The organism is Flavobacterium fluviatile (assembly GCF_010645065.1).
Classification (GTDB): domain Bacteria; phylum Bacteroidota; class Bacteroidia; order Flavobacteriales; family Flavobacteriaceae; genus Flavobacterium; species Flavobacterium fluviatile.
On record NZ_JAADZW010000004.1, the window covers coordinates 1 to 22,279 of the forward strand.

General features: G+C 34.4%; 21 protein-coding genes and 2 tRNA genes. 13 read left to right on the plus strand and 10 right to left on the minus strand.

What is annotated here, in order from left to right; translation table 11 throughout:
* Positions 1 to 257 precede the first annotated feature (257 nt).
* The 3 genes from GXM17_RS06640 to rseP all read right to left on the minus strand — a co-directional run bounded on the left by GXM17_RS06640 (position 258) and on the right by rseP (position 1,871).
* A tRNA-Asn gene (locus GXM17_RS06640) sits at positions 258 to 331 on the minus strand.
* A gap of 39 nt (positions 332 to 370) precedes the next feature.
* Positions 371 to 444: transfer RNA gene (locus tag GXM17_RS06645), tRNA-Asn, on the minus strand.
* Positions 445 to 530: 86 nt separating this feature from the next.
* On the minus strand, positions 531 to 1,871 hold the full coding sequence (rseP, locus tag GXM17_RS06650) for an RIP metalloprotease RseP (RefSeq protein ID WP_163398517.1): 1,341 nt from the start codon (positions 1,869 to 1,871) through the stop codon (positions 531 to 533).
* Positions 1,872 to 2,073: 202 nt separating this feature from the next.
* On the opposite strand from rseP, the gene GXM17_RS06655 reads away from it, so the two are divergent.
* From GXM17_RS06655 to hflX, 9 genes are all read left to right on the plus strand, one after another.
* On the plus strand, positions 2,074 to 3,144 hold the full coding sequence (locus tag GXM17_RS06655) for an NADH:flavin oxidoreductase/NADH oxidase (protein WP_163398518.1): 1,071 nt from the start codon (positions 2,074 to 2,076) through the stop codon (positions 3,142 to 3,144).
* Between the two features lie 176 nt (positions 3,145 to 3,320).
* A complete protein-coding gene (locus GXM17_RS06660) occupies positions 3,321 to 4,364 on the plus strand; it encodes a Gfo/Idh/MocA family oxidoreductase (protein WP_163398519.1) in 1,044 nt (347 codons plus the stop codon).
* A gap of 113 nt (positions 4,365 to 4,477) precedes the next feature.
* Entirely contained in the window at positions 4,478 to 5,041 is a 564-nt protein-coding gene (locus GXM17_RS06665) for a DUF4256 domain-containing protein (RefSeq protein ID WP_163398520.1), read from the plus strand.
* Between the two features lie 112 nt (positions 5,042 to 5,153).
* Positions 5,154 to 6,371, plus strand: a complete 1,218-nt coding sequence (locus GXM17_RS06670) for an MFS transporter (RefSeq protein WP_163398521.1) — start codon at positions 5,154 to 5,156, stop codon at positions 6,369 to 6,371.
* A 301-nt stretch (positions 6,372 to 6,672) separates the two neighbouring features.
* The gene (locus tag GXM17_RS21770) at positions 6,673 to 7,152 is read left to right on the plus strand and encodes a carboxypeptidase-like regulatory domain-containing protein (protein WP_244307347.1); all 480 of its coding nucleotides are present in this window, start codon (positions 6,673 to 6,675) and stop codon (positions 7,150 to 7,152) included.
* Positions 7,153 to 7,190: 38 nt separating this feature from the next.
* Positions 7,191 to 9,509, plus strand: a complete 2,319-nt coding sequence (locus GXM17_RS06675; RefSeq protein ID WP_244307348.1) for a TonB-dependent receptor — start codon at positions 7,191 to 7,193, stop codon at positions 9,507 to 9,509.
* 19 nt (positions 9,510 to 9,528) lie between these two features.
* The gene (locus tag GXM17_RS06680) at positions 9,529 to 10,878 is read left to right on the plus strand and encodes a DUF5689 domain-containing protein (RefSeq protein WP_163398522.1); all 1,350 of its coding nucleotides are present in this window, start codon (positions 9,529 to 9,531) and stop codon (positions 10,876 to 10,878) included.
* A 140-nt stretch (positions 10,879 to 11,018) separates the two neighbouring features.
* Positions 11,019 to 11,882, plus strand: a complete 864-nt coding sequence (locus GXM17_RS06685) for a hypothetical protein (protein ID WP_208796424.1) — start codon at positions 11,019 to 11,021, stop codon at positions 11,880 to 11,882.
* Positions 11,883 to 12,047: 165 nt separating this feature from the next.
* Entirely contained in the window at positions 12,048 to 13,277 is a 1,230-nt protein-coding gene (hflX, locus tag GXM17_RS06690; RefSeq protein ID WP_163398523.1) for a GTPase HflX, read from the plus strand.
* 201 nt (positions 13,278 to 13,478) lie between these two features.
* Here the strand turns inward: hflX and GXM17_RS06695 are convergent, their stop codons facing one another.
* From GXM17_RS06695 to GXM17_RS06725, 7 genes are all read right to left on the minus strand, one after another.
* Complete coding sequence (locus tag GXM17_RS06695; RefSeq protein ID WP_163398524.1) at positions 13,479 to 14,411, minus strand: DUF3078 domain-containing protein; 933 nt, start codon at positions 14,409 to 14,411, stop codon at positions 13,479 to 13,481.
* Positions 14,412 to 14,488: 77 nt separating this feature from the next.
* On the minus strand, positions 14,489 to 14,998 hold the full coding sequence (locus tag GXM17_RS06700) for a DUF2480 family protein (RefSeq protein WP_163398525.1): 510 nt from the start codon (positions 14,996 to 14,998) through the stop codon (positions 14,489 to 14,491).
* Positions 14,999 to 15,073: 75 nt separating this feature from the next.
* Positions 15,074 to 15,397 carry an SUF system Fe-S cluster assembly protein gene (locus tag GXM17_RS06705; protein WP_163398526.1) on the minus strand — a complete coding sequence of 108 codons (324 nt, stop codon included), beginning with the start codon at positions 15,395 to 15,397 and terminating at the stop codon, positions 15,074 to 15,076.
* A gap of 150 nt (positions 15,398 to 15,547) precedes the next feature.
* Positions 15,548 to 15,958, minus strand: a complete 411-nt coding sequence (locus tag GXM17_RS06710; protein WP_163398527.1) for a GxxExxY protein — start codon at positions 15,956 to 15,958, stop codon at positions 15,548 to 15,550.
* Positions 15,959 to 16,135: 177 nt separating this feature from the next.
* Positions 16,136 to 16,561: a SufE family protein gene (locus GXM17_RS06715; RefSeq protein WP_163398528.1), complete on the minus strand. Its 426-nt coding sequence runs from the start codon at positions 16,559 to 16,561 to the stop codon at positions 16,136 to 16,138.
* Positions 16,562 to 16,563: 2 nt separating this feature from the next.
* The gene (locus tag GXM17_RS06720; protein ID WP_163398529.1) at positions 16,564 to 16,989 is read right to left on the minus strand and encodes a hypothetical protein; all 426 of its coding nucleotides are present in this window, start codon (positions 16,987 to 16,989) and stop codon (positions 16,564 to 16,566) included.
* An 11-nt stretch (positions 16,990 to 17,000) separates the two neighbouring features.
* Positions 17,001 to 18,215, minus strand: a complete 1,215-nt coding sequence (locus GXM17_RS06725) for an aminotransferase class V-fold PLP-dependent enzyme (protein ID WP_163398530.1) — start codon at positions 18,213 to 18,215, stop codon at positions 17,001 to 17,003.
* Between the two features lie 223 nt (positions 18,216 to 18,438).
* On the opposite strand from GXM17_RS06725, the gene GXM17_RS06730 reads away from it, so the two are divergent.
* From GXM17_RS06730 to GXM17_RS06745, 4 genes are read left to right on the plus strand one after another with little or no spacing between them, the layout of a single operon-like run.
* Positions 18,439 to 19,785 (plus strand): serine hydrolase domain-containing protein, encoded by a 1,347-nt coding sequence (locus tag GXM17_RS06730; protein WP_163398531.1) that lies wholly within the window; start codon positions 18,439 to 18,441, stop codon positions 19,783 to 19,785.
* Positions 19,786 to 19,838: 53 nt separating this feature from the next.
* Entirely contained in the window at positions 19,839 to 20,639 is an 801-nt protein-coding gene (locus tag GXM17_RS06735; RefSeq protein ID WP_163398532.1) for a protein kinase domain-containing protein, read from the plus strand.
* Positions 20,640 to 21,812 carry a hypothetical protein gene (locus tag GXM17_RS06740; protein WP_163398533.1) on the plus strand — a complete coding sequence of 391 codons (1,173 nt, stop codon included), beginning with the start codon at positions 20,640 to 20,642 and terminating at the stop codon, positions 21,810 to 21,812.
* On the plus strand, positions 21,784 to 22,260 hold the full coding sequence (locus GXM17_RS06745) for a hypothetical protein (RefSeq protein WP_163398534.1): 477 nt from the start codon (positions 21,784 to 21,786) through the stop codon (positions 22,258 to 22,260). Before GXM17_RS06740 ends, GXM17_RS06745 begins: the two co-directional genes overlap by 29 nt.
* Positions 22,261 to 22,279 lie beyond the last annotated feature (19 nt).

The following is a 22,279-nucleotide window of genomic DNA, read 5'->3' on the forward strand; positions in this document are numbered from 1 at the left end:
GGAGTAAGGAATATAGACTTCTTCTTATTCAGATTATCTAATCTTTTTGCTTAATCCCCAACTTTTGCACCTGATCCGAAATTAACGAGGAATAAAAAAAATGTCTTTTTCTTTACTCAAATATTGAAGTGTGTATGGTAGGTGTGATTTTTTCTTATTCAGATTGTCTGATCCCAGCTTTTGCACCTGATCCAATCTAATTTTAATTTTAGTTTATAAAAAAAAGACTATCATTTGCATGATAGTCTTTTAATAAGCTCCCCCTCTTGGGCTCGAACCAAGGACCCTCTGATTAACAGTCAGATGCTCTAACCAACTGAGCTAAGGAGGAATCACCTTAAAGGTAAATATGTTTGCTAAAAAAAGTTTGCTCCCCCTCTTGGGCTCGAACCAAGGACCCTCTGATTAACAGTCAGATGCTCTAACCAACTGAGCTAAGGAGGAAGTTGTTGCTCTTTTTAGCGAGTGCAAATATAGATGATTTTTTAGTTTCTCAAAAATATTTTAACTCTTTTTCAAAAATATTTTTTCTACCTGACAATTGCCTTGTAGATATCGTTACCATTAGCAAACAAAAGCAGTGAGATAAGCAGGACGAAACCAACCATTTGGGCGTTTTCAAGGAATTTATCACTTGGTTTTTTGCCACTTATAATTTCGTATAGTAAAAACATCACATGGCCTCCGTCAAGGGCAGGAATTGGCAATAAATTCATTACACCAAGCATAATTGACAATAAAGCAGTGATGGACCAGAATACTTCCCAACTCCATGATGTGGGAAAAATATTGAAAATCGCAGCAAAACCACCTACTTGTTTGTACGCTTTTGTTTCAGGATTAAAAATCATTTTTAATTGTTTTCCGTAACCTACTAATTGGTCTTTTCCTTTCTCTAATCCCACCGGAATAGATTCAAAAAATCCGTAATGTTTTGTACTTACTTTATAATATCCAAGTTTCTCTAATGATTCAATTCCTAATCCTCCAGCCATTACGCCTAGTTTTCCATCTTTTGAAACACTAACCGATATTGGCGTCTGTTTTAAATCACGCAACACAACTGCCGGAATTGTTTTCCCCTTATTACTGTTTAAAATTGCTTTAACCTGATCGTAATATTTAGCTTCCTGTCCATTAATGCTAACGATTAAGTCTTTTGGTTTCAGGGATTTATTTACAGATTCAGCAGGAACATCTTTAATTGCAAAAGGCACACGCATATCTACAAGAGGAGATTTTTCATATTTTGACAACTGATCAACAAAATCATTAGGCATATTAATCTTTTGCTGTTGCCCGTTTCTCTCAATCAGAACTTCTTTCGACATGATAATGTTCATGTTTAACTCATTGTCAAAATTTTCAACTTTTTTTCCGTCAATAGCTAAAATTTTATCTCCTGTTTTAAAACCTGTTTTAAGCATTACCGGATTTTCTATCAAAACTCCATCTTTTAAATCCGCATTTGCTACAAATGTCTCACCATAAACAAACGCCATACCTATATATATAACAAAAGCCAGAATAAAGTTTACCGTAACACCACCTAACATTATGATTAAACGCTGCCATGCCGGCTTAGAACGAAATTCCCACGGCTGTGGAGGCAGGGCCATTTGCTCTTTGTCCATACTCTCGTCTATCATACCGGAGATTTTTACATAGCCTCCAAGTGGCAGCCATCCGATTCCGTAAACCGTTTCACCAATTTGCTTTTTAAACAAAGAAAATTTGACATCAAAAAATAAGTAAAATTTTTCGACCCTTGTTTTAAATAATTTTGCAGGAATAAAATGCCCTAATTCGTGAAGAATAATAAGTAAAGATAAACTCAATAGAAATTGAGAGAGTTTGATAACTATATCCATTTTGTATTTTTAGTTCGTAATTTAACGCACAAAAGTAACGTTTTCTATTTTAATTTGAGAGCGCAATATAATACTTAAGGTTTTAAATGTTTGTTAATTAATAAACATTTGGATTTCTACTTTTATGAAGATGGTGTAACTTTACTTTTTTATATGCTATCGTATCCATTGGTAGCTCAACTACATTAAAAGTTACATGATTATGGCTCCATTATTATTTTCTCCGCTTACTGTAAAAAACATCACTTTAAAAAACAGAATCGTTATTTCGCCAATGTGCCAATATTCTTCGGCTGACGGATTTGCGAATGACTGGCATCTCGTTCATTTAGGAAGCCGTGCCAGTGGAGGCGCCGGACTGATTATTCAGGAAGCCACAGCGGTTTCTCCAGAAGGAAGAATTTCTCCGGCTGATCTTGGAATCTGGAAAGACGAACACATTGAAAAACTAAAAACAATCAACGAATTTATCATTTCACAAAATGCCGTTCCCGGAATTCAGCTGGCGCATGCAGGCCGAAAAGCCAGTGTTTCAGAACCATGGTTAGGCAATAAAAAATTAGACGAATCAAATATTGGCTGGACTACTGTTGCGCCAAGTGCTGTTCCTTATCATGAAAACGAACCTTATCTTCCTGTCGCTTTAGACAAAAGCGGAATTGAAAAAGTGGTTTCAGATTTTAAGGCTGCAGCCAAAAGAGCGGTTCATGCAGGTTATCAGGTTGTTGAAATCCATGCAGCCCATGGCTATTTACTGCACCAGTTTTTGTCGCCTCTAACGAATCTAAGAACCGATGAATATGGCGGAAGTTTCGAAAACCGAATCCGTTTTACACTTGAAATCGTTGAAGCCGTTCAGTCAGAGTGGCCTTCTGATCTGCCTTTATTTGTTCGGATTTCGGCAACCGACTGGGCAGAATGCGGATGGAATCCGGAAGAATCTGTAAAGCTTTCACAACTATTAAAAGAAAAAGGAGTAGATCTTATTGATGTCTCGTCTGGTGGATTGGTTTCTTATCAGAAAATTGAAACAGGCCCAGGTTATCAGGTTTCATTCGCAGAAAAAGTAAAAAAAGAAGCCCATATTTTAACCGGAGCTGTAGGTCTAATTACCGAATCACAACAAGCAGAAGAACTCCTAAATAACAATCAGGCCGATTTAGTTTTGTTTGCACGGCAATCACTTAGAAATCCTAATTTGGCTTTGGATTTTGCCAGAGAATTAAACGATGATGTTCAATGGCCAAAACAATACGAGCGAGCTAAGATTTAAATTTTATTAGCCACAGATTTCACAGATAAATGATCTAAAAAAGTTGCCACGAATTGAGTTTGTCTCTTCGTATAGGTTGGGTAAAATACTTTTCACGAACTTATAATGAATTCAAAATGGGTAAAGAAATTAGTGAAAATTAGTGTAATTCGTGGCAAAACCTAAATACAAATAAAATGCAAAAAATAAAAACAGCACTATTATCATACGGAATGTCGGGAAAAGTTTTTCACGCTCCTTTTTTAGATCTTCATCCCGGTTTTGAATTATTAGGTTCGTGGGAAAGAAGCAAAAAACTGATTCAGGAAGATTATCCAACTGTAAAAAGTTACCCTTCAATTGATGAATTATTAGCCGATGATGTCGATTTGGTCATTGTAAACACACCAGTCGGAACACATTATGAATATGCTAAAAAAGTGCTTTTGGCAGGAAAACATGCTGTTGTTGAAAAAGCATTTACCACAACCGTTGCCGAGGCTCATGAGCTGGCTCAAATTGCGAAAGAAAAAGGTTTAAAACTGGCCGTTTTTCAAAACAGAAGATGGGACAGCGATTTTAAAACCGTTCAGAAAGTAATTAAAGACGGCCTTTTAGGACATTTGGTTGAAGCCGAATTTCATTTTGACAGATACAATCCGGTATTAAGTCCGAAAGTGCATAAAGAAACTGTGAACGACGGAGCCGGAATCCTGAAAGATTTAGGTCCGCATTTAATCGATCAGGCCGTTTGCCTGTTTGGTTCGCCAAAATCAGTTTTTGGTGATATTCGTTTTACCAGGGAAAACTCAGTAGTAGATGACTGGATTGATTTATTACTGATTTATGAAGATTTCAGGGTACGTTTAAAAGCAGGTTTTTTTGTGAGAGAAGCTAATCCGGCCTATACCATTCACGGCAAAAAAGGCTCTTTCCTAAAACAGCGCGGCGATGTTCAGGAAGACGAACTTAAAGTAGGCAAAAAGCCAAACCGTGATTCCTGGGGAACAGAATTAGATGGTTTTGAAGGGCTTTTACACACTGAAATTGACGGAAAACCAATCCGCGAAAAAATCAAAACACTTCAGGGGAATTATTTTGAATATTTTGATGGCGTTTATGAAGCTATTGCTAATAATAAACCCGAACCGGTTACGGCTCAGGACGGTGTAAAAGTAATGCAGGTTATCGAAGCCGCAATTGCGAGTAACCAGCACAAAAAAATTATTGATTTACAATAGAAATAATCATTCAAAGAAGAATTGAAGGTTTTCGTTTGAAAAGGGCTTCGACTCCGCTCAGCCTGACACTACAATTTTTCAATTAAATCTAAGGTCTTAAGAATCTTTCTAATATGAAAAACAAAAAAGAATTGTTGCCGAAAGAGCATGAAGAGCTGCTTAAAATTCTGAAAAACCGTTTTGAGAAAAACAAAAACCGTCATCAAAATCTTGATTGGGACAAAGTACAGACAAAGCTGGAATCCGGTCCTGAAAAACTATGGTCTCTGAATGAAATGGAGAAAACCGGAGGTGAACCAGATGTTGTTTCCTTCGATGAAAAAACAAACGAATATATTTTTTATGACTGTTCTGCAGAAAGTCCAAAAGGACGAAGAAGTGTTTGTTTTGACTTGGAAGCACAGGAATCAAGAAAAGAGCATAAGTCTGAAAATAATGTTATTGACATGGCTGCTGCTATGGGTATTGAACTTCTGGATGAAAATCAATACAGGGAATTACAAAAGTTGGGGAATTTTGATGAGAAGACCTCTAGCTGGATCAAAACCCCTGCTGATATCAGAAATTTGGGTGGAGCTCTTTTTGCCGATTTTCGTTATAATACGGTATTCATTTATCACAATGGTGCTCAGTCCTATTATGCGGCAAGAGGTTTTAGAGGAGCATTACGGGTTTGAAATTCACAATTTATAAACAATAACGTTGTATATTTGACAAACAGTGTGTTGTTTTTAATCTTTAAAATAGGAATTCAGTATCTTTGTATATACAAATTTAAAATGCATTTCTGTGATAGATTTCAATCCATTAGCTTTATTCCAGACCAAAGGAAAAATTAAAAAGGTCTATCGTGAGGCAAAAGCTTCCTATTTAAACAGAATTCGTTTTGCCGTTAGCATGTTTTATTTCGGAATGGGTTTAAGTTTTGCCACCTGGGCAAGCAGAATTCCGGATATCAAAACGGCTTTACATTTAAGCGAAGCACAATTAGGTTCTGTTCTTTTTGCTTTGCCGGTTGGTCAATTAATCGTCATGCCTTTTTCGGGCAAAATGGTAACCAAATTCGGGAGTCACCGCATTTTGATTTTCTCTTTAATAATGTATGTTTTCAGTCTGACCAATTTGGGTCTTGCTGCTAGTGCACTTCAGCTTTCCTTAGGATTATTTACTTTTGGCATTTTCGGCAATTTAGCCAACATCGCCGTAAATACTCAGGGTGTTTATACAGAAGTCCTTTTCAGAAAAAATATCATGTCTTCTTTTCATGGAATGTGGAGTTTTGCAGGATTTACTGGTGCTTTGGCAGGCTTGGGAATGCTGGCACTTCACTTAAATCCTTATCAGCATTTTCTAATTGTAGGCGCTGTTGTTTTATTAATGGTTGCTTTTAATTTTAAATTTTTAGTTAAAGCAAAAGAAAAAATCAAGCCCAAAAAAGAAGGCAAAAAATTATTTACCAAACCAGATAGTTCCTTATTATGGCTGGGTATAATTGGTTTTTGCAGCATGGCAAGCGAAGGTGTAATGTTTGACTGGAGCGGAATTTATTTTAAAGATATTGTAAAAGCTCCCGGCGCTTTGGTGATTTTAGGATACACTTCATTTATGATTATGATGGCCGGCGGACGTTTTATCGGAGACGCCATGAATAATAAATTTGGCCGTAAACGTGTCATGCAAATTAGTGGCTGTATGATTTCCCTTGGTCTTTTCACGGCTGTTTTCTTTCCGTACATAATTCCTTCTACAATTGCTTTTATGGTTGTAGGTTTGGGAGTTTCTACAATAGTTCCAACGGTTTACAGTCTTGCCGGTAAAAATCAGAGTGTTTCGGCTGGAGAAGCTTTAACTATTGTTTCCAGTGTAAGCTTCCTTGGTTTTTTGATGGGACCGCCTGTGATTGGATACATTGCAGAATCTTTCGGTCTTCAGTTTTCTTTCGCCTTTATTGGAATATTTGGGGTTTTGATTGCTTTTATGGTCTCTAAAGTCAAAGTGCCAGAGTAAATCAAATCATTTATTATTCTAAAACAAAATATTTTTTTTATGTTCAATATTTTTTTTTACAAGAAAAGAAATAAAACTATTTTTTATATTATCTTTGTAATATAATTCATACCTAATTTAAACTCATTATTTGTTTGGAAAATTAAATACCACTAATTATCTACTTTCAAACATTTGCATTTCCAAACTCAATTTGATTTTTTTGACTGAAATTTCTGAAATTCAAAAGTTTCAGTCAAAAAAGATTTACACCCTTTTCTTGTAAAAAAGAAGAGGGTTTTTTTTAATAAATTCGGTTTAAATGCATAAAAAAATACTTGTTCTTATATTTCTCTTTACTTTTAAAATTGCTTCTGCCCAAAAAGAAACTATTTTTTCAGGGCTTGTTATAGACTCTAAAACTCAGCGTCCTTTAGAAAATGTTGTCGTCGGTATTCAAAATTCTGTCTTGATGCAGCTGACCAAAAAAGATGGGACTTTCGAATTGCATTCTGCTCTTATCGGTGAACAATTACTTTTAATACACAGTCAGGGCTATAAAGATTTACTTCTGAAAGTGAATTCTGATTTTGGACAAAAAGTAAATCTCGGCATCTTATTATTAGAAGAAGACCAAATCGAAAATATCCAGCACACCATTATTTCACTTTTAGAAAGCGATCTGAACGAAGACAATAGTTCATCAGAAACTACTTCGGGACTTTTACAATCTTCTAAAGATGCCTTTTTGCAGGCGGCAGCGTTCAATTGGGGCAAGCCCGATTCAGTGTCCGCGGATTAGACAGCGAAAATGCAACGATGATGCTCAATGGCGTAAAAATGAATAAAATTTACGACGGAAGACCGCAGTGGAATAATTGGGGAGGATTAAATGATGTCCTCAGAAATCAGGAATTTACAATTGGTCCTACTCCTTCAGACTATACTTTTGGAGGGATTTTAGGCACTCAGCAAATTTTTACTCAGGCATCTGCCTACAGAAAAGGAACCAGGATATTGTTTTCCGGAACCAATACCAATTACAACTGGAGAACAATGATTACGTATGCTTCGGGCATGAAATCCTCGGGTTGGGCTTATGTTTTTTCAGTTGGAAAACGCTGGGCAGAGGAAGGCTATTTTGAAGGGACAAATTACGATGCAAACTCTTTTTTTATTAGTGTCGAGAAAAAATTAAATCCAAAACATTCCTTAAACTTCACAGGTTTTTATACACCAAATACCCGTGGAAAGAATTCGCCAAATACTGATGAAATCATTAATTTAAAATCTGAGAAATACAATTCGTACTGGGGATATCAAAACGGTGAAAAGCGAAATGCGAGAGTAAAAAATGTGGAAGAACCACTGCTGATACTCAATCATTATTTTAAAATAAATGATCGGACCAATCTGACTTCAGCCATTATGTATCAGTTTGGAAAAGTCGGCAACAGTAATATTGATTTTCAGGATTCTGACAGTCCTGATCCAACTTATTACAGAAAATTGCCCAGTTATTTCAGTTCTATGTATGCTGCAGACAATGGAGAATTCTCCGGAGAATTTACTCCCGATTATGAAAATGCAGCAATAAGCAAAACATTGTTTCTACAAAACTCGCAAATTGACTGGGATTCAATGTACAGAGCAAATCAGAAAGCTATAGCAAATTCTGAAGGTATTATTACAGGTTATGAACCTTCAAAAAGCCATTATGTGCTTTACGAAGACAGAACCGATGACAAAACTTTGGCTGTAAATTCAAACCTCAACGCACAGCTTTCAGAAAATATCTTTTTTAGCGGAGGAATACTTTTAAAAAATTTAAAATCACATAATTTTCAAAACCTTTTGGATTTACTGGGCGGTGAATATTTTGAGGATATTGATTCATTTTATAAAGGCGATCAATCCCAATCGGATTTAAAAAACCCTGATCGTCAGGTAAAACCTGGTGATACTTATGGTTATAATTTTAATTTTTATGCCGCAACAGCAGAAGCTTTTACGCAGTTTAGATTTGTGTATGGAAAAGTTGATTTTTACTTGGGAAATTCATTTTCTACTTCAAAATATCAGAGGGAAGGTTTGTATCAAAACGGCATTTATCCGGAAAATTCATTAGGCAAAAGCCAAAAAGTAAATTTCGAAAATTTTGGATTTAAAGGCGGACTGACCTATAAAATTTCAGGAAAACAATGGCTGTTTTTTAGTGGAATGCATCAAGCCAAAGCACCTTCTCTCCGGAATACTTTTTCTAACTCAAGACTAAACAATTCTATTGTAAACGGAATTGAAAACGAAACCCTAAGTGCTGCTGACATAAATTATGTTTATCATTCCCCAAAACTTAAAATGCGTTTTTCCGGTTATTATGCCTTGATAAAAAATACCACAAAAACCTCCTTCTTTTATGCTGAAGGGATTTTTGATGATGGAGCCGGCTATGATAATACAGATGCCTTTGTTAGTCAGACGCTGACCCATTTAGACAAGAAAAACATAGGTGCCGAATTAAGTCTGGAATATCAGGTTTCATCTACCCTAAAAAGTATTTTCTCTGCTGCTTACGGAAAATATACTTATAACAGCAATCCAAATGTTTCGATTACCAATGATGCAAATGCTGCCATTGCTGATGCCGAAACGACTTTCGATTTCGGCAGATCATTGCTTAAAAACTACAAACAATCCGGAATACCACAACAGGCATTTTCATTCGGGATGGAATATCATGATCCTAAATTCTGGTGGTTTTCTGCCAATGTCAATTACATTACAGACAGTTACATCGATGTTTCTCCCATTTCAAGAACCTCAAGGTTTTATATCAATCCTGCGAGTGGTTTCAATTTTCCCGAAGCTTCAGAAGAACGCGCGAAAATACTGCTGAAACAAGAAAAACTAAACCCGGTATCGCTCTTAAATATGACCGGCGGAAAATCCTGGCGTATTTATAAGACCACACTCGGACTTTTTGCCAGCATTAATAATATACTTGATTTTAAGTATAAAACGGGCGGATTTGAACAGGCAAGAAATTCGAATTTCAGGGAATTGAATCAGGATGTTTCCGGCGGAACGCCTTCTTTTGGGGCTAAATATTTTTATGGATACGGAAGAACTTATTTCGTAAACCTGACAATCAGTTTATAATTTTAAAACCTTTTTTCAAATGAAAAACAACTATAAAAACCTCATTTCAGTATTATTCTTATTCCTTTTTTGCAATTGCAATGAAGATGTTGCTATTCCTAAATTAGAATGTACCCAGCCTGATTTAAAAGTAAACAGAACCGTTGAAGATGTGCTTAAAACAGCTACTATTACCGCAACAAAATATGTTTATGATGATGTAATTGAAGCATATGTCGTTTCAAGTGATGAAAACGGAAACTTTTTTAAAATCCTGTATCTTCAGACTCAGGCAACAGAAACCAAACCAGCTATAGGCTTTAGTGTTGCCGTGGATGCAACAAACACTTATATTGATTACCGTGTTGGAAATAAGGTTTACATCAAATTAAAAGATCAGTTTACCGATTTATTTTATGGCGGAATGCGGATTGGAAGTTTATACGAAGGGAATTCTGGAACAGCCTCAGTAGGAAGAATTTCTCAAAATGATTATAAAAACGTACTGAATGCTTCGTGTACGATGTTGAATGAAGATGAATTAGTGAATTTAATTTCTATTGAAGAAGCTTTGAACGACAGTAAACTAAACACTCTAATAGAATTTTCTGATGTCCAGTTTTTGGAAGCTGCTATCGGCCGTCATTATTTTGAAGAAGCCAATAATGTTGGAGGTTCTACCAATTGGGGCTTAAGGGATAAATCCGGAAATCAGATTATTTTCAGGACGAGTAGTTTTGCAGACTTTTCTACTCATTTAGTTCCGGAGGGAAGCGGAAAAGTACGTGGGATTTTAACCAAATACGGTTCTGATTATCAGTTGATGGCCCGTTCTGAAAAAGATGTTGTTATGGATGGAAAAAGCAATGTTCCGTTTTTTACGGAAGATTTTCAAACAGTTACAAACAATGTCAATTTTGCATTACCGGACTGGAGCAATATCGTAGAAAAAGCGTCAAAATTATGGCGAACTATGGTTTCTGCCGGAAACGGATATGCCGAGTTTAATACTACGAGCACTACGGCAGCTGAAAATGTGGCCTGGCTGGTAACGCCAAAAATTAATTTAACTCAATATAAAAATACGGTACTTTCTTTTAGAAGTGCCCAACACGACCTAAAAGTAGATTCGGCTTTGAACTCTTTAGAAGTTTATATCTCAGCCAATTTTGACGGATCAAATGTAACCAAAGCCACCTGGATAAAATTAGATGCCAAAGTAGCATCACTTTCTACGCCAACACGCCAGTTTATTAGTTCCGGAGGGATTGATTTATCTGCTTATTCAGGAAACATCAACATTGCATTCAAATACATCGGATCAGGAAAAGATAAAACGCTCAATGGTGCATTTATGGTTGATGATGTGAAAATGTTTGGTGAAAAATAAATTTTCGACAAAAAAACATAACCAGCTGATTTACAAAACAAAAAACAAATATCTGTTTATTTTTTTAATTTTTCCTGAGCTTAAATTGTTAATTTTTTATAGAATTTTGTATTTTGGTCATCCCAAATCAATTAATTCTTATGAAAAAAATCTACTTGTTTGCCATCCTTATGGCATCTTCTTTCAGTTTATTGCACAGTCAGGACAACCCGGTTCGCTTAAAACAAATTAACATCGTAAAAACAAATTATCAAAATTCTAAAGACGGTGAAATTGTAAACAAAACTATTGTTTTTAAAGACGGAAAAATTGAAACCATCACCACGTCAGATGTTATTCAGAAATTCTTTTATAACAAAAACGGATTACTGGATATGACTGTTAAGGATAAAATTGGAAGTGACTGGAAAGAAGTTGTGAATTATTATTATAATGCAGATAACAACATTATAAAATTTGTAAATAAGTATCATGAAGGTAATGATTACATCACTAAAACAGTAACTTTTAATTACGACGGTGCGAGGATAAAAGCCATAACCAAAAAAAGTACTAATCACCAGAATGTTCTTGAAGACATTGAATATATCGTGGAAAACGGCATCATAGTGAGACGTACTTCACGTGACAGAAACAAAGCCATCATTGGTAAAATTGAATATGTTTATGTGAATGACAACGTATCAAAACACAAAGGTCTGGTGGGAGATAAAATATCCAAAACCTATACTTTTGATGATAAAAAATCGGTAGATCAGTTAATCGTTCAGAACTTATTTGGCGATAATTATAAAGTGATTGTACCGATGATTTCGTACCACGAAAACGAATTTAGCTTTGAAGCAATATCCTATAATAATGAAGTTAACTTTAGTCCTACTTCAACAGCTTTGGTTGCTGTAAGCAGGAAATACAAATACAACAAACTGAATTTCCCAATATCCTGTTCACAGATTGAGGAGAATGGAATTGTAAAAACCGAGAAGACTTTTATTTACGAATAAGAACTGTATTTTCACTCTCCTAATAAAAACCATTTAGAAGTTAGCTTTCTAAATGGTTTTATTTTTTTCAAAAACTATAGCCATTTCTTAAATAGAACTTAAAAACCAAATTCTATAAGTGTTTGTGTCTTACAAAATCATTAAATTTGCAGCTTATTCAAAGCTATGTTAGAAAAAGAAGTAATAAATTTTGAAAGAACAGCCATTGTTGGTATTGTAACTCAAAATCAAAGTGAAGAGAAACTACAAGAATATCTGGACGAATTAGAGTTTTTGACTTTTACCGCCGGCGGAGAAGTTATTAAACGCTTTTCGCAAAAAATGGAACGGCCAAACCCTAAAACTTTTGTGGGCACCGGAAAAATAGATGAAATCAATCTTTTTGTAAAAGAAAACGCCATATCGACTGTTATTTTTGATGATGAATTAACCCCTTCACAGCAAAAAAACATTTCCCGAATTATTGACTGCAAAATCCTTGACAGAACGAACCTGATTCTGGATATTTTTGCCCAAAGAGCGGAGACTTCGTATGCAAGAACTCAGGTAGAGCTGGCACAATGCCAATATTTACTACCAAGACTTTCCGGTTTATGGACACACCTTGAGCGCCAAAAAGGAGGTATCGGTATGCGTGGTCCGGGAGAAACAGAGATCGAAACCGACAGACGTATCGTTCGTGACCGTATTTCGTTACTGAAAGACAAAATCAAAACGATCGATAAACAAATGAGCATCCAGCGCAGCAATCGTGGCGCTATGGTACGTGTAGCTTTAGTTGGTTATACGAATGTTGGAAAATCGACTTTGATGAATGCGATTGGAAAAAGTGATGTTTTTGTCGAAAATAAACTATTCGCAACTTTGGACACAACAGTTCGAAAAGTGGTAATCAAAAATCTCCCTTTTTTACTTTCTGACACTGTAGGTTTTATCAGAAAACTGCCTACGCAGCTGGTTGACTCTTTTAAAAGTACACTGGATGAAGTGCGTGAAGCCGATTTATTGTTGCATGTCGTAGATATTTCGCATCCGGATTTTGAAGATCATATTGAATCTGTAAATCAAACCTTGTTGGAAATCAAGAGCAATGACAAACCAACAATTATGGTTTTTAATAAAATTGATGCCTACAAACATCTGACTATCGATGAAGATGATTTGATTACCGAAAAAACCAGAAAACACTACACTCTGGACGAATGGAAACAAACCTGGATGAGTAATGTTGGTGAAGATAAAGCATTGTTTATATCGGCAACTCAAAAAGAAAATTTCGAAGAATTCAGGGAGATGGTTTACGAAGCGGTTCGCCAGATTCACATTACGAGATTTCCTTATAATAAATTCCTTTATCCGGATTATAAGGATGCAGTTGAGAAGGAAGAAGAATAGAAAAACGGCTTTTGAATTATATCAAAAGCCGTTTTTGTTTTATGAGTCTTTCAAAAATATTTAAAAGAAGCCAATTGTTTGTATTTAGCCCCGACAGCAGCGGCATCCTTTGCTTGCCTTCTTTATGGCAAGCAAAGATATAGCGAATGGCGGGAAATCATGCTCAAAAAAAGCCTTTTGTGATGCTCCTAATCATTGAAATTAGAATCCGAAGTTAACTCCTAAACCAAAGACTTGTCGGGTTTGGAATCCCTGAAAAGCATTGTCGTCATAAATAGCCTGGAAGGAGAAGTTTGCCGACAGATATTTATTAATTTTCATAATGATGTTCAGCGAGTAATCCATATCAACATTTTGAGGATCTTCTAAATAATTAGAATAAAGGTTCAGTATGTTTTCTGCAGTTACATTGGTCATGATGGCCAGTTTGTAGTAAACCGAAGCGTAAAAACCTAATTCGTAACGCATCGTTTTGCCCTGATCTACACCAAAATAATCTCCGTCAACATAACCAATTCCGGAGGTATAAGTATTGTCTACAAATGTAAATTTTGAGGTTAAAGGAGCAAAATTGATTTTTAAGTTTTCATCTTTTGTCCAGTAAATACCGGGACCGGTAGTTAGGTAACCCGGTGACATAAATTTGGTATTTTCTGTCCTGATTTCTTTTCCGTTTTCATCAGTACCATAAATATAACCAGTAGTAAATTGTGTCCTGAAATTCAGGAAATAGGAATAATACCATTCTCCAAAAGCTCTTTTACCCACAACCGAATTAAACTCAAAACGGTCATCTGTTTTTTTTGCAAAATCAGCGGTTTTTGTTTGTAAAAGCCCATAGGAAGCCAGAAGTTTGTTATCCCAGCTGATATCCTCTTTTTTATAATTAAAATCGTAATTAACTCCTAAAGTTCCTGAAAAACTGTCTTCACCTCCGGCTAGCCAGTTATTAAAACTCGACTGATTTAATAAAAGTGATACTGTTCCTTTGGTTTTCCAGCCTTCGCCTTCGATGGTGTCATTTATTTTTTTTACCGCTTTTTCAGTGTTTTGAATTAACTCTTTTTCTGAATTTTGTGCCTGAACAAAAGTAACGTTTGCTAAAATGATAAGTAATAAAGCTATCTTTCTCATGGTAGTTTAGTTTAGGTATAGTAACAAATATACTAAAAAAAACCTGCAAATTCAGGGTTTTACTGAGTTCCTGAAAGTTATTTCTTAGATTCTTTGTATAAGGGAACAGCAGAGCATGCCTCGCCATACATAATGCTTCGTGCAAAAGGCTGCAAATAAGTTGTAGCTAAAATATAAGCGCGCATGGGAACAGGTTTTCTCGAGCACCCTTTTACGATTACCGGTTTGCTTTTGTAAACAGAATAATCGATTTTACTTAAAATTTCTTCGTACAAACTGGCATCCAGGTCTTCGATAGTTCCGTTGACAACTTTTTTGGCAAAAGGAGCTAAATGTACACTTACCAATATCAATGCCCAGGCCGGAATTATAGCATCTGTACTGCAATGCACAGCAACATACTGATCCTGATATTGCGACCAGTCATGATTTTTAAGATGTTCCCGAAAGTCTTTTTCTTTCAATAAAAAACCTTCCAGAAGCCATTGCGAAATGTCAATCTGCACACGCATTCCTTTTGGGTAATAATCCTCTAAATCAAAGACTTCTAAAGCACTGTTGGCAACTTTATTGATAATTTCTTCCATAATGAAAAATGGTTTCAAGTTTCAAGTTTCAAGTCAACAACGTTAAACCTGAAACTTGAAACCTGAAACAAATAATTAAAGCATTCCTAATTCTAATTTTGCTTCTTCGCTCATTAACTCCTTACTCCATGGCGGATCAAAAGTAATCTCAACATCTACATCTTTTACGTTTTCGATGGTTTTTACTTTTTCCTCTACTTCTCTTGGCAAACTTTCGGCAACCGGACAGTTTGGAGAGGTTAAGGTCATCAGGATTTTTACTTCGTAATCTGTATTTACCATTACGTCGTAAATCAGTCCTAATTCGTAAATATCTACAGGAATCTCAGGGTCGTAAATCGTTTTTAAAACTCTTACAATTGATTCTCCCAATTCGTTTGTGTCTATTTCTTGTTCCATTTTTATTTGTTTTTTTCTTTTTCCACCATATAAGTAATATAAGTTCATTTAAATTCTGCAATCTTAATATTTACTTTCTTAAATAAGATCAGTAAACACAAAGCTTATATGTTCTAATATGAACTTATATGGTTCAAAAATTTTTTGTTTTTAATCTTCGAGCCAACGGTATAATTCGTTGACGTATGTTTTTTGGCCTTCGTGATAAATGTTTGTAACATTAAAGTTTATCATTAAACCTATTGGAGACTTTAAAAGTTTCATATAAGACATTAATTTGGCAATATGAACCGGAATAATTTGATCAACAGATTTTAATTCAAGAACTAAACAATTTTCTATAAATAAATCACATCTTAAATCTGATTCCAATACTAAACCCTTGTATTCTACCGGAATAATCAATTCAGACTGAAAACTAATTCCTCTCAAAGATAATTCTCTTATCAGGCACTGATGATAAATATTTTCTAAAAGCCCTGCGCCAATATTTTTATGAACTTCAATCGCTGCTCCGTTTACCTGATAAATTAAATCATTCAAATATTTCTTTGTTATCATGTAATTTTTTCACAATTATAAGAAATAAAAAAGAAAGATAAAACTTACTTTTACTTTTTCACCATATAAGTGATATAAGTTCATTTAAATCATCTTATCTTATATTTACTTTATTAGTTAAGACCAGTAAACACAAAGCTTATATGATTTAAATGAACTTATATGGTTTAAAATTTTTTAATTTTTGTTTTTTGAATCAAAAGCCAAAGCGTACATTTTGATGTTTTTTATCATCGAAACCAAACCATTGGCGCGGGTGGCTGATAAATGTTCTTTTAAACCGATTTCGTCTATAAATTCTGTATCGGCATTTATAATGTCGGCTGCTTTTTGATTCGAGAAAGCGCGAATTAAAATGGCGATTATTCCTTTGGTCAAAATCGCATCACTGTCTGCGGTGAACACAATTTTATCATCTTTTTGTTCTCCCTGCAACCATACTTTCGACTGGCATCCTTTGATTAAATTTTCATCGGTTTTGTATTCTTCTTTAATTAACGGAAGACTTTTTCCTAATTCGATGATGTATTCGTAACGTTGCATCCAGTCATCAAACATAGAGAATTCATCTATTATTTCGTCTTGTATTTCTTTGATTGTCATAATTATTCTTTAGCAAAATCAGTCAGCAAATTGACCAGTTTTTCAATTTCCTTTGGAGGGAAACCATTGTCAAAACCCGGTGTTTGGTACGTTTTCTGATTTTGGGTTATTTTTAGATTCCCAATTGCGGCACCATCGTAAAAACGTTTTTCAGTAGGTGCTCTTAAAGTCGGAATAGTTTCTAAATTTATCTTTTTGAATTCGGTAATAATTTTATCCCAATTCGCCTTATCAATTTTATTTTCTAGAGCTTGTGCATCTCTTTTATTGGTCACAGAAACCATTTGATTTTGCACCACTATCTTTTTATAATAACCTCTCGACATGGCCGAATATTCGATCACAGTTGATTCCATATCTGCTTTTTTTTGACTAGAACAGCCTGTTATCATAAAAATTGTCAGCAATAAAAAAGATACAATTCTCATAAAATGAAATTTTAGCTTAACATGGTTTTGGCTTTTTTAACCGCTTCAACCATTTCATCAATTTCTTCTTTGGTATTATAAAAAGAGAACGAAGCACGAATAGTTCCCGGAATACAGAAAAAATTCATAATTGGCTGTGCGCAATGATGTCCGGTACGGACTGCAATTCCTAATTTGTCAATTATCGAACCAATATCATAAGGATGAATCCCGTCAATATTAAACGAAATTACCGAAGCTTTATTTTTTCCGTTTCCGTAAATTCTCAGACCATCAATTTCAAGCAGACGCTTTGTAGCGTGTTCCAGTAATTTTTTTTCCTGAAGCTGAATGTTTCCAAAACCAACTTCGTTTAAATAATCAACAGCGGTTCCTAATACGATTCCACCAGCGATATTTGGGGTTCCGGCTTCAAATTTATGAGGCAGGTCAGCATACGTTGTTTTCTCGAATGTAACTTCTTTAATCATTTCGCCACCGCCCTGATAAGGAGGAAGTTTATTTAACCACTCTTCTTTTCCGTACAAGATTCCCGTTCCGGTTGGCCCGCACATTTTATGCCCTGAAAAAGCATAAAAATCACAATCCAGATCCTGAACATCCGGTTTTAAATGCGGCACAGCCTGTGCCCCGTCAATTAAAACGGCAGCTCCTACAGCATGTGCCTTAGCAATCATCTCTTTTACAGGATTGATTACACCCAAAGCGTTCGAAATATGATTTACCGTAACAATTTTTGTTTTCTCAGATAATAAAGATTCGTATTCACTGATGATCAGCTCTCCGTCTTCATTTATCGGAATCACTTTTAATATGGCTCCTGTTTTTTCGCATAACATTTGCCACGGTACAATATTGCTGTGATGCTCCAAAGAAGAAACCAAAACTTCGTCACCCGGTTTTAAAATTGAGGCAAAGCCGTTGGATACTAAATTGATTCCGTGTGTTGTTCCTGAAGTAAATAAAACTTCATGAGAAAATTTGGCATTGATATGATGCTGCAATTTTACACGTGAAATTTCATAAGCATCAGTAGCTAACTGACTTAAAGTATGAACTCCACGGTGAATATTGGCGTTTATTTCCTGATAATATTTCGCTTCGGCATCAATAACAACCTGTGGTTTTTGCGAGGTTGCACCATTGTCGAAGTATATTAATGGTTTTCCGTTTACTTTTTCAGAAAGTATTGGAAAATCAGCTCTTATTTTTTGAATATCCAGCATAATTTATTTAGAAAAATTCTATGTACAAAAGTACTAAAACTAAATTGTTTTATCCGCCAATTCTATAATTTCCTTTTATGGCACTATCAATAGCGGGGATGAAATATTGATTCTGCAAATTTTAATTTGATTTTCTGAATTTCCCGAATTTAAAAGCCTCATTAAGTACTAAAATCGTGACCTTAAATTATTTATCTTGCATAAAAAATAGCTGTATCTGACTATGAAAAAAATCCTCAAATTACTTGGTGTTCTTCTTCTTTTAATAGTTCTGTATTTCGGATTTACAACTTATCCGAAGCTGGGTCTGATTTCAGGCTTTTCAGCCAAAAGCATTGCTTCGGGGCATTTTCTGGATAACCGTTCAAAAGAATTAATCGAAAAAACCGACAACGATATTAAGCTGATTAATCTGGCCACCAATACTATTGATGAGGCCGGAAAATTTGCTACTGCAAGTGTTTATGGTTTAAAAGAACGAAAAGCCATCTACCGTGAAGGTTTGGGAGCGACTTTAATTAATGATGACTTTGATGTTTCTAAACCATATTTAGTTCCAAAACGAACTCCATTAGTCAATAATTTACCTTTCCCTTATGGAAACCTCGAACCGAAAGACACTATTTTTTCGAATATTGATTATTCTAAATTGGAAAAAGCGATTGATGACGCTTTTGACAAATCGGGTGGAAAATTAAAACGAACACGTGCTGTTGTGGTTTTGTATAAAAATAAATTGATTGCCGAAAAATACGATACCGGATTTACAAAAGATAGCAAAATTTTAGGCTGGTCGATGACCAAAAGCATTACCAGTTCGGCATTTGGAGTTTTGGCGAAACAGGGAAAAATAGATATTTACAAACCTGCTCCTGTGGCAGAATGGCAAAATGATGAACGTAAAAACATCACTATCAATGATCTGCTGCACATGAATTCGGGTTTGGAGTGGGAAGAAAATTACAACACGATTTGCGATGCTACCAAAATGCTTTTTCAGGCAGAAGATATGGGGAAAGTCCAACTGGACAAACCCGCTGAATTTAAACCTAACACACATTGGAACTACTCTTCGGGAACGACTAATTTATTGTCTTTGATTTTGAGAAGACAATTTAAAACCCAGCAGGAATACCTTGATTTTTGGTACAGTGCCGTGATTGACAAAATCGGAATGAGTTCGATGATTGTAGAACAGGATATGAGCGGAACTTTTGTAGGTTCTTCCTATGCATGGGCAACTGCGCGTGACTGGTCAAAATTTGGATTATTATATCTAAATAAAGGCAATTGGAACGGCGAACAAATTCTGGATGAAAGCTGGGTAAAATATACGGCAACACCCACCAATACTTCTGAAGGAAAATACGGCGCACAGTTTTGGCTTAACGCCGGCGGAAAATTTCCTGACGCTCCCCGCGATATGTTTTACTGCAGCGGTTATCAGGGACAAATGGTTGCTATTATTCCATCAAAAGATATGGTGATTGTGAGAATGGGATTGAAGGAAGATCCTGCTTTTGATTTTAATGGTTTTTTGAAAGGGATTGTTGGGAGTGTTAAGAAGTAATCATTAACATTATCGCTTATTTTTCTTATATTCGTAATTAAATTTAGAAAAATATGATCGCTGAATGTACATCAATTAAAGAATTTTCTCAGGGAGGTCAAAAGAAGGTTTATTTGGCAGAACATCATGAATTTGGAAAAGTTGTTATCAAGAAAGGTTTAATTAAGAGTTTTACTTCTTTAGAAAGAATTAAACGTGAAGTTAAATTATTAGATGAACTTGATTCGGAATATTATCCTAAACAATATCATTTTAATATCGATTTCAAAACTAATGAATTTGAAATTGTCGAAGAATATATAGAAGGCTTAACATTAAGGGAGAATTTTGATTTTTTCAGTAATAATCCTTCCAGAATTTTTACATTACTTGAATCATTGATTGATGGTTTGTCATTGATTTGGGATAAAAACGTAGTTCATCGGGATTTGAAACCTGAAAACATTATTATTAGACCTAATATGAAGCCTTGTATAATAGATTTAGGAATAGCACGTTTTTTAGATTTAGAAGCATTAACCAAAACAATATCTCCTATTGGTCCATGTACTCCTATTTATGCATCTTCTGAACAATTAACAAACAATAAAAATTCAATTGATTTAAGGACTGATTTTTTTGCTTTAGTAGTTATTGCATTAGAATTATATTTAGATCAACATCCTTTCAATGAACCTGGAGGTAAATATTCAATTATTGAAAACATATTGCAAAATAATTATATTGTCGAAAATCAAAATATTAAAGCAAGTAAACAAATGTCTGAATTAGCTTTGAAAGTATTACACACTCAGCCTTATATGAGATTTAGAAATTATTCATTATTTAAAGAATTTTTAAAAACTTATTCATAGATGAAAATTTATCACCAAACTGGATTTAGATACAATTGGAACATAGAAAGTTTTGAAAAAGGTGTCGGAGATGGCTTGATTTTTTCTCCTATAAACATTGATTCAGATAAACTTATCGCATTTAAGGAAGAAAATAAAGAACCGAGTTTTTTAGATCCACAACTATATTTGCTAAATGAAGCAAAAGGTAGTCTTGATACATATCCGTATTTTCCAGGGAATTTAAAACCTGATTTTAGCACTCCTGATTTAGATAATTCTCATAATGAATTAGCAAAATTATGTGTGGACTATCAAATGGAAAATAATTTTGACTATTTAGTGATTCCAACTAGATATCATTCTGATAATCCAACAAATTATTTTTTAGATTCAACTGATTTTTTTGTAGAACCTTTTTGTGAATATTTGAAAGAAAAAAAAGTCTCTAAAAAAGTTTTGCTATCAGTTATTATTAAAACAATTATGTTAACTGATGAAGAAAAGAAGAATGAAGTTCTTAATTGGATTACTGGGCACCAAAGTATTGATGGAGTCTATATAATCTTTGAAAACAATTTTACGTCAAAACAAATTAAAGATTTCGATTATTTATTAAATGTTTTAAAATTTATAAATATTTTAAAAATAAATCAGCTCGAAGTTCATATTGGTTACTGTAATACTGAAGCATTGTTGTATTCAATCGCAATGCCTGATTCGATTACAATTGGATCATATGAAAATCTCCGTTCTTTTGGAATAAAAAGATTTCAAGATTTAGAAAATAGTCCTATGAGAGGTCCTAATGCTAGACTATATAGTAGCTTACTTCTCCAATGGGTAGATTATGTCTATATACAAGCGATGGAAAAGCTTATAGTAAATTATGAAGATTTTTTTGATGATTCAGAATTTAAGCCTCTCATATTTAAACCTGATTTTAAATGGCATTTTGCTAAAGCAGAACCTTATAAACATTACTTTTATGTTTTTAATGAACAAATTAAACAATTACCTGAATCACAATCTGATAGAATTTTATATTTAAAACAAAAAATTAAAGATGCAATAAATCTATTCAATATAATTGAAAACAATGTACTTTTGGACAATGATAGTGATGGATCCCACTTATCTACATGGTTTAATGTTATAAATGCTTTTGAAAAAGAAATTAAATATTATGTTTAATAGCGAACAAGAAATGTCTATTGTTTTTGAGAAGTTTCTGAAAGAGAATTTCGGAAATACTTATTTAAAAGAATGTAAAGGATTATTCGGTGTCCCAGATTTTGTATACTATGATAAGAATGAAGAGAAAACTGAGCTTATAGCATTTGAATTAAAACTAAAAGATTGGAAACGTGCTATAAAACAAGCTTTTAGATATAAAAGTTTTTCAAATATCTCTTATGTTGTTATTCCTTCTGTAGGAGTTCATTTAGCTGTTAAAAATATAGAATTGTTTAGAAAATATAATATTGGACTTGCGGGTTTTAATTCTTTACAGGAGTTTGAAATTTTGTTTAAACCAAAAAGTGAGCTTCCTTATTCATATAATCTTAACGACAAAATTCTTCAATCATTTAAATCTTCGAAAAAAAAATCAAAAAACACTCACTTTCTAGTATCTCAATAATAGTAGTATTTTAACAAAC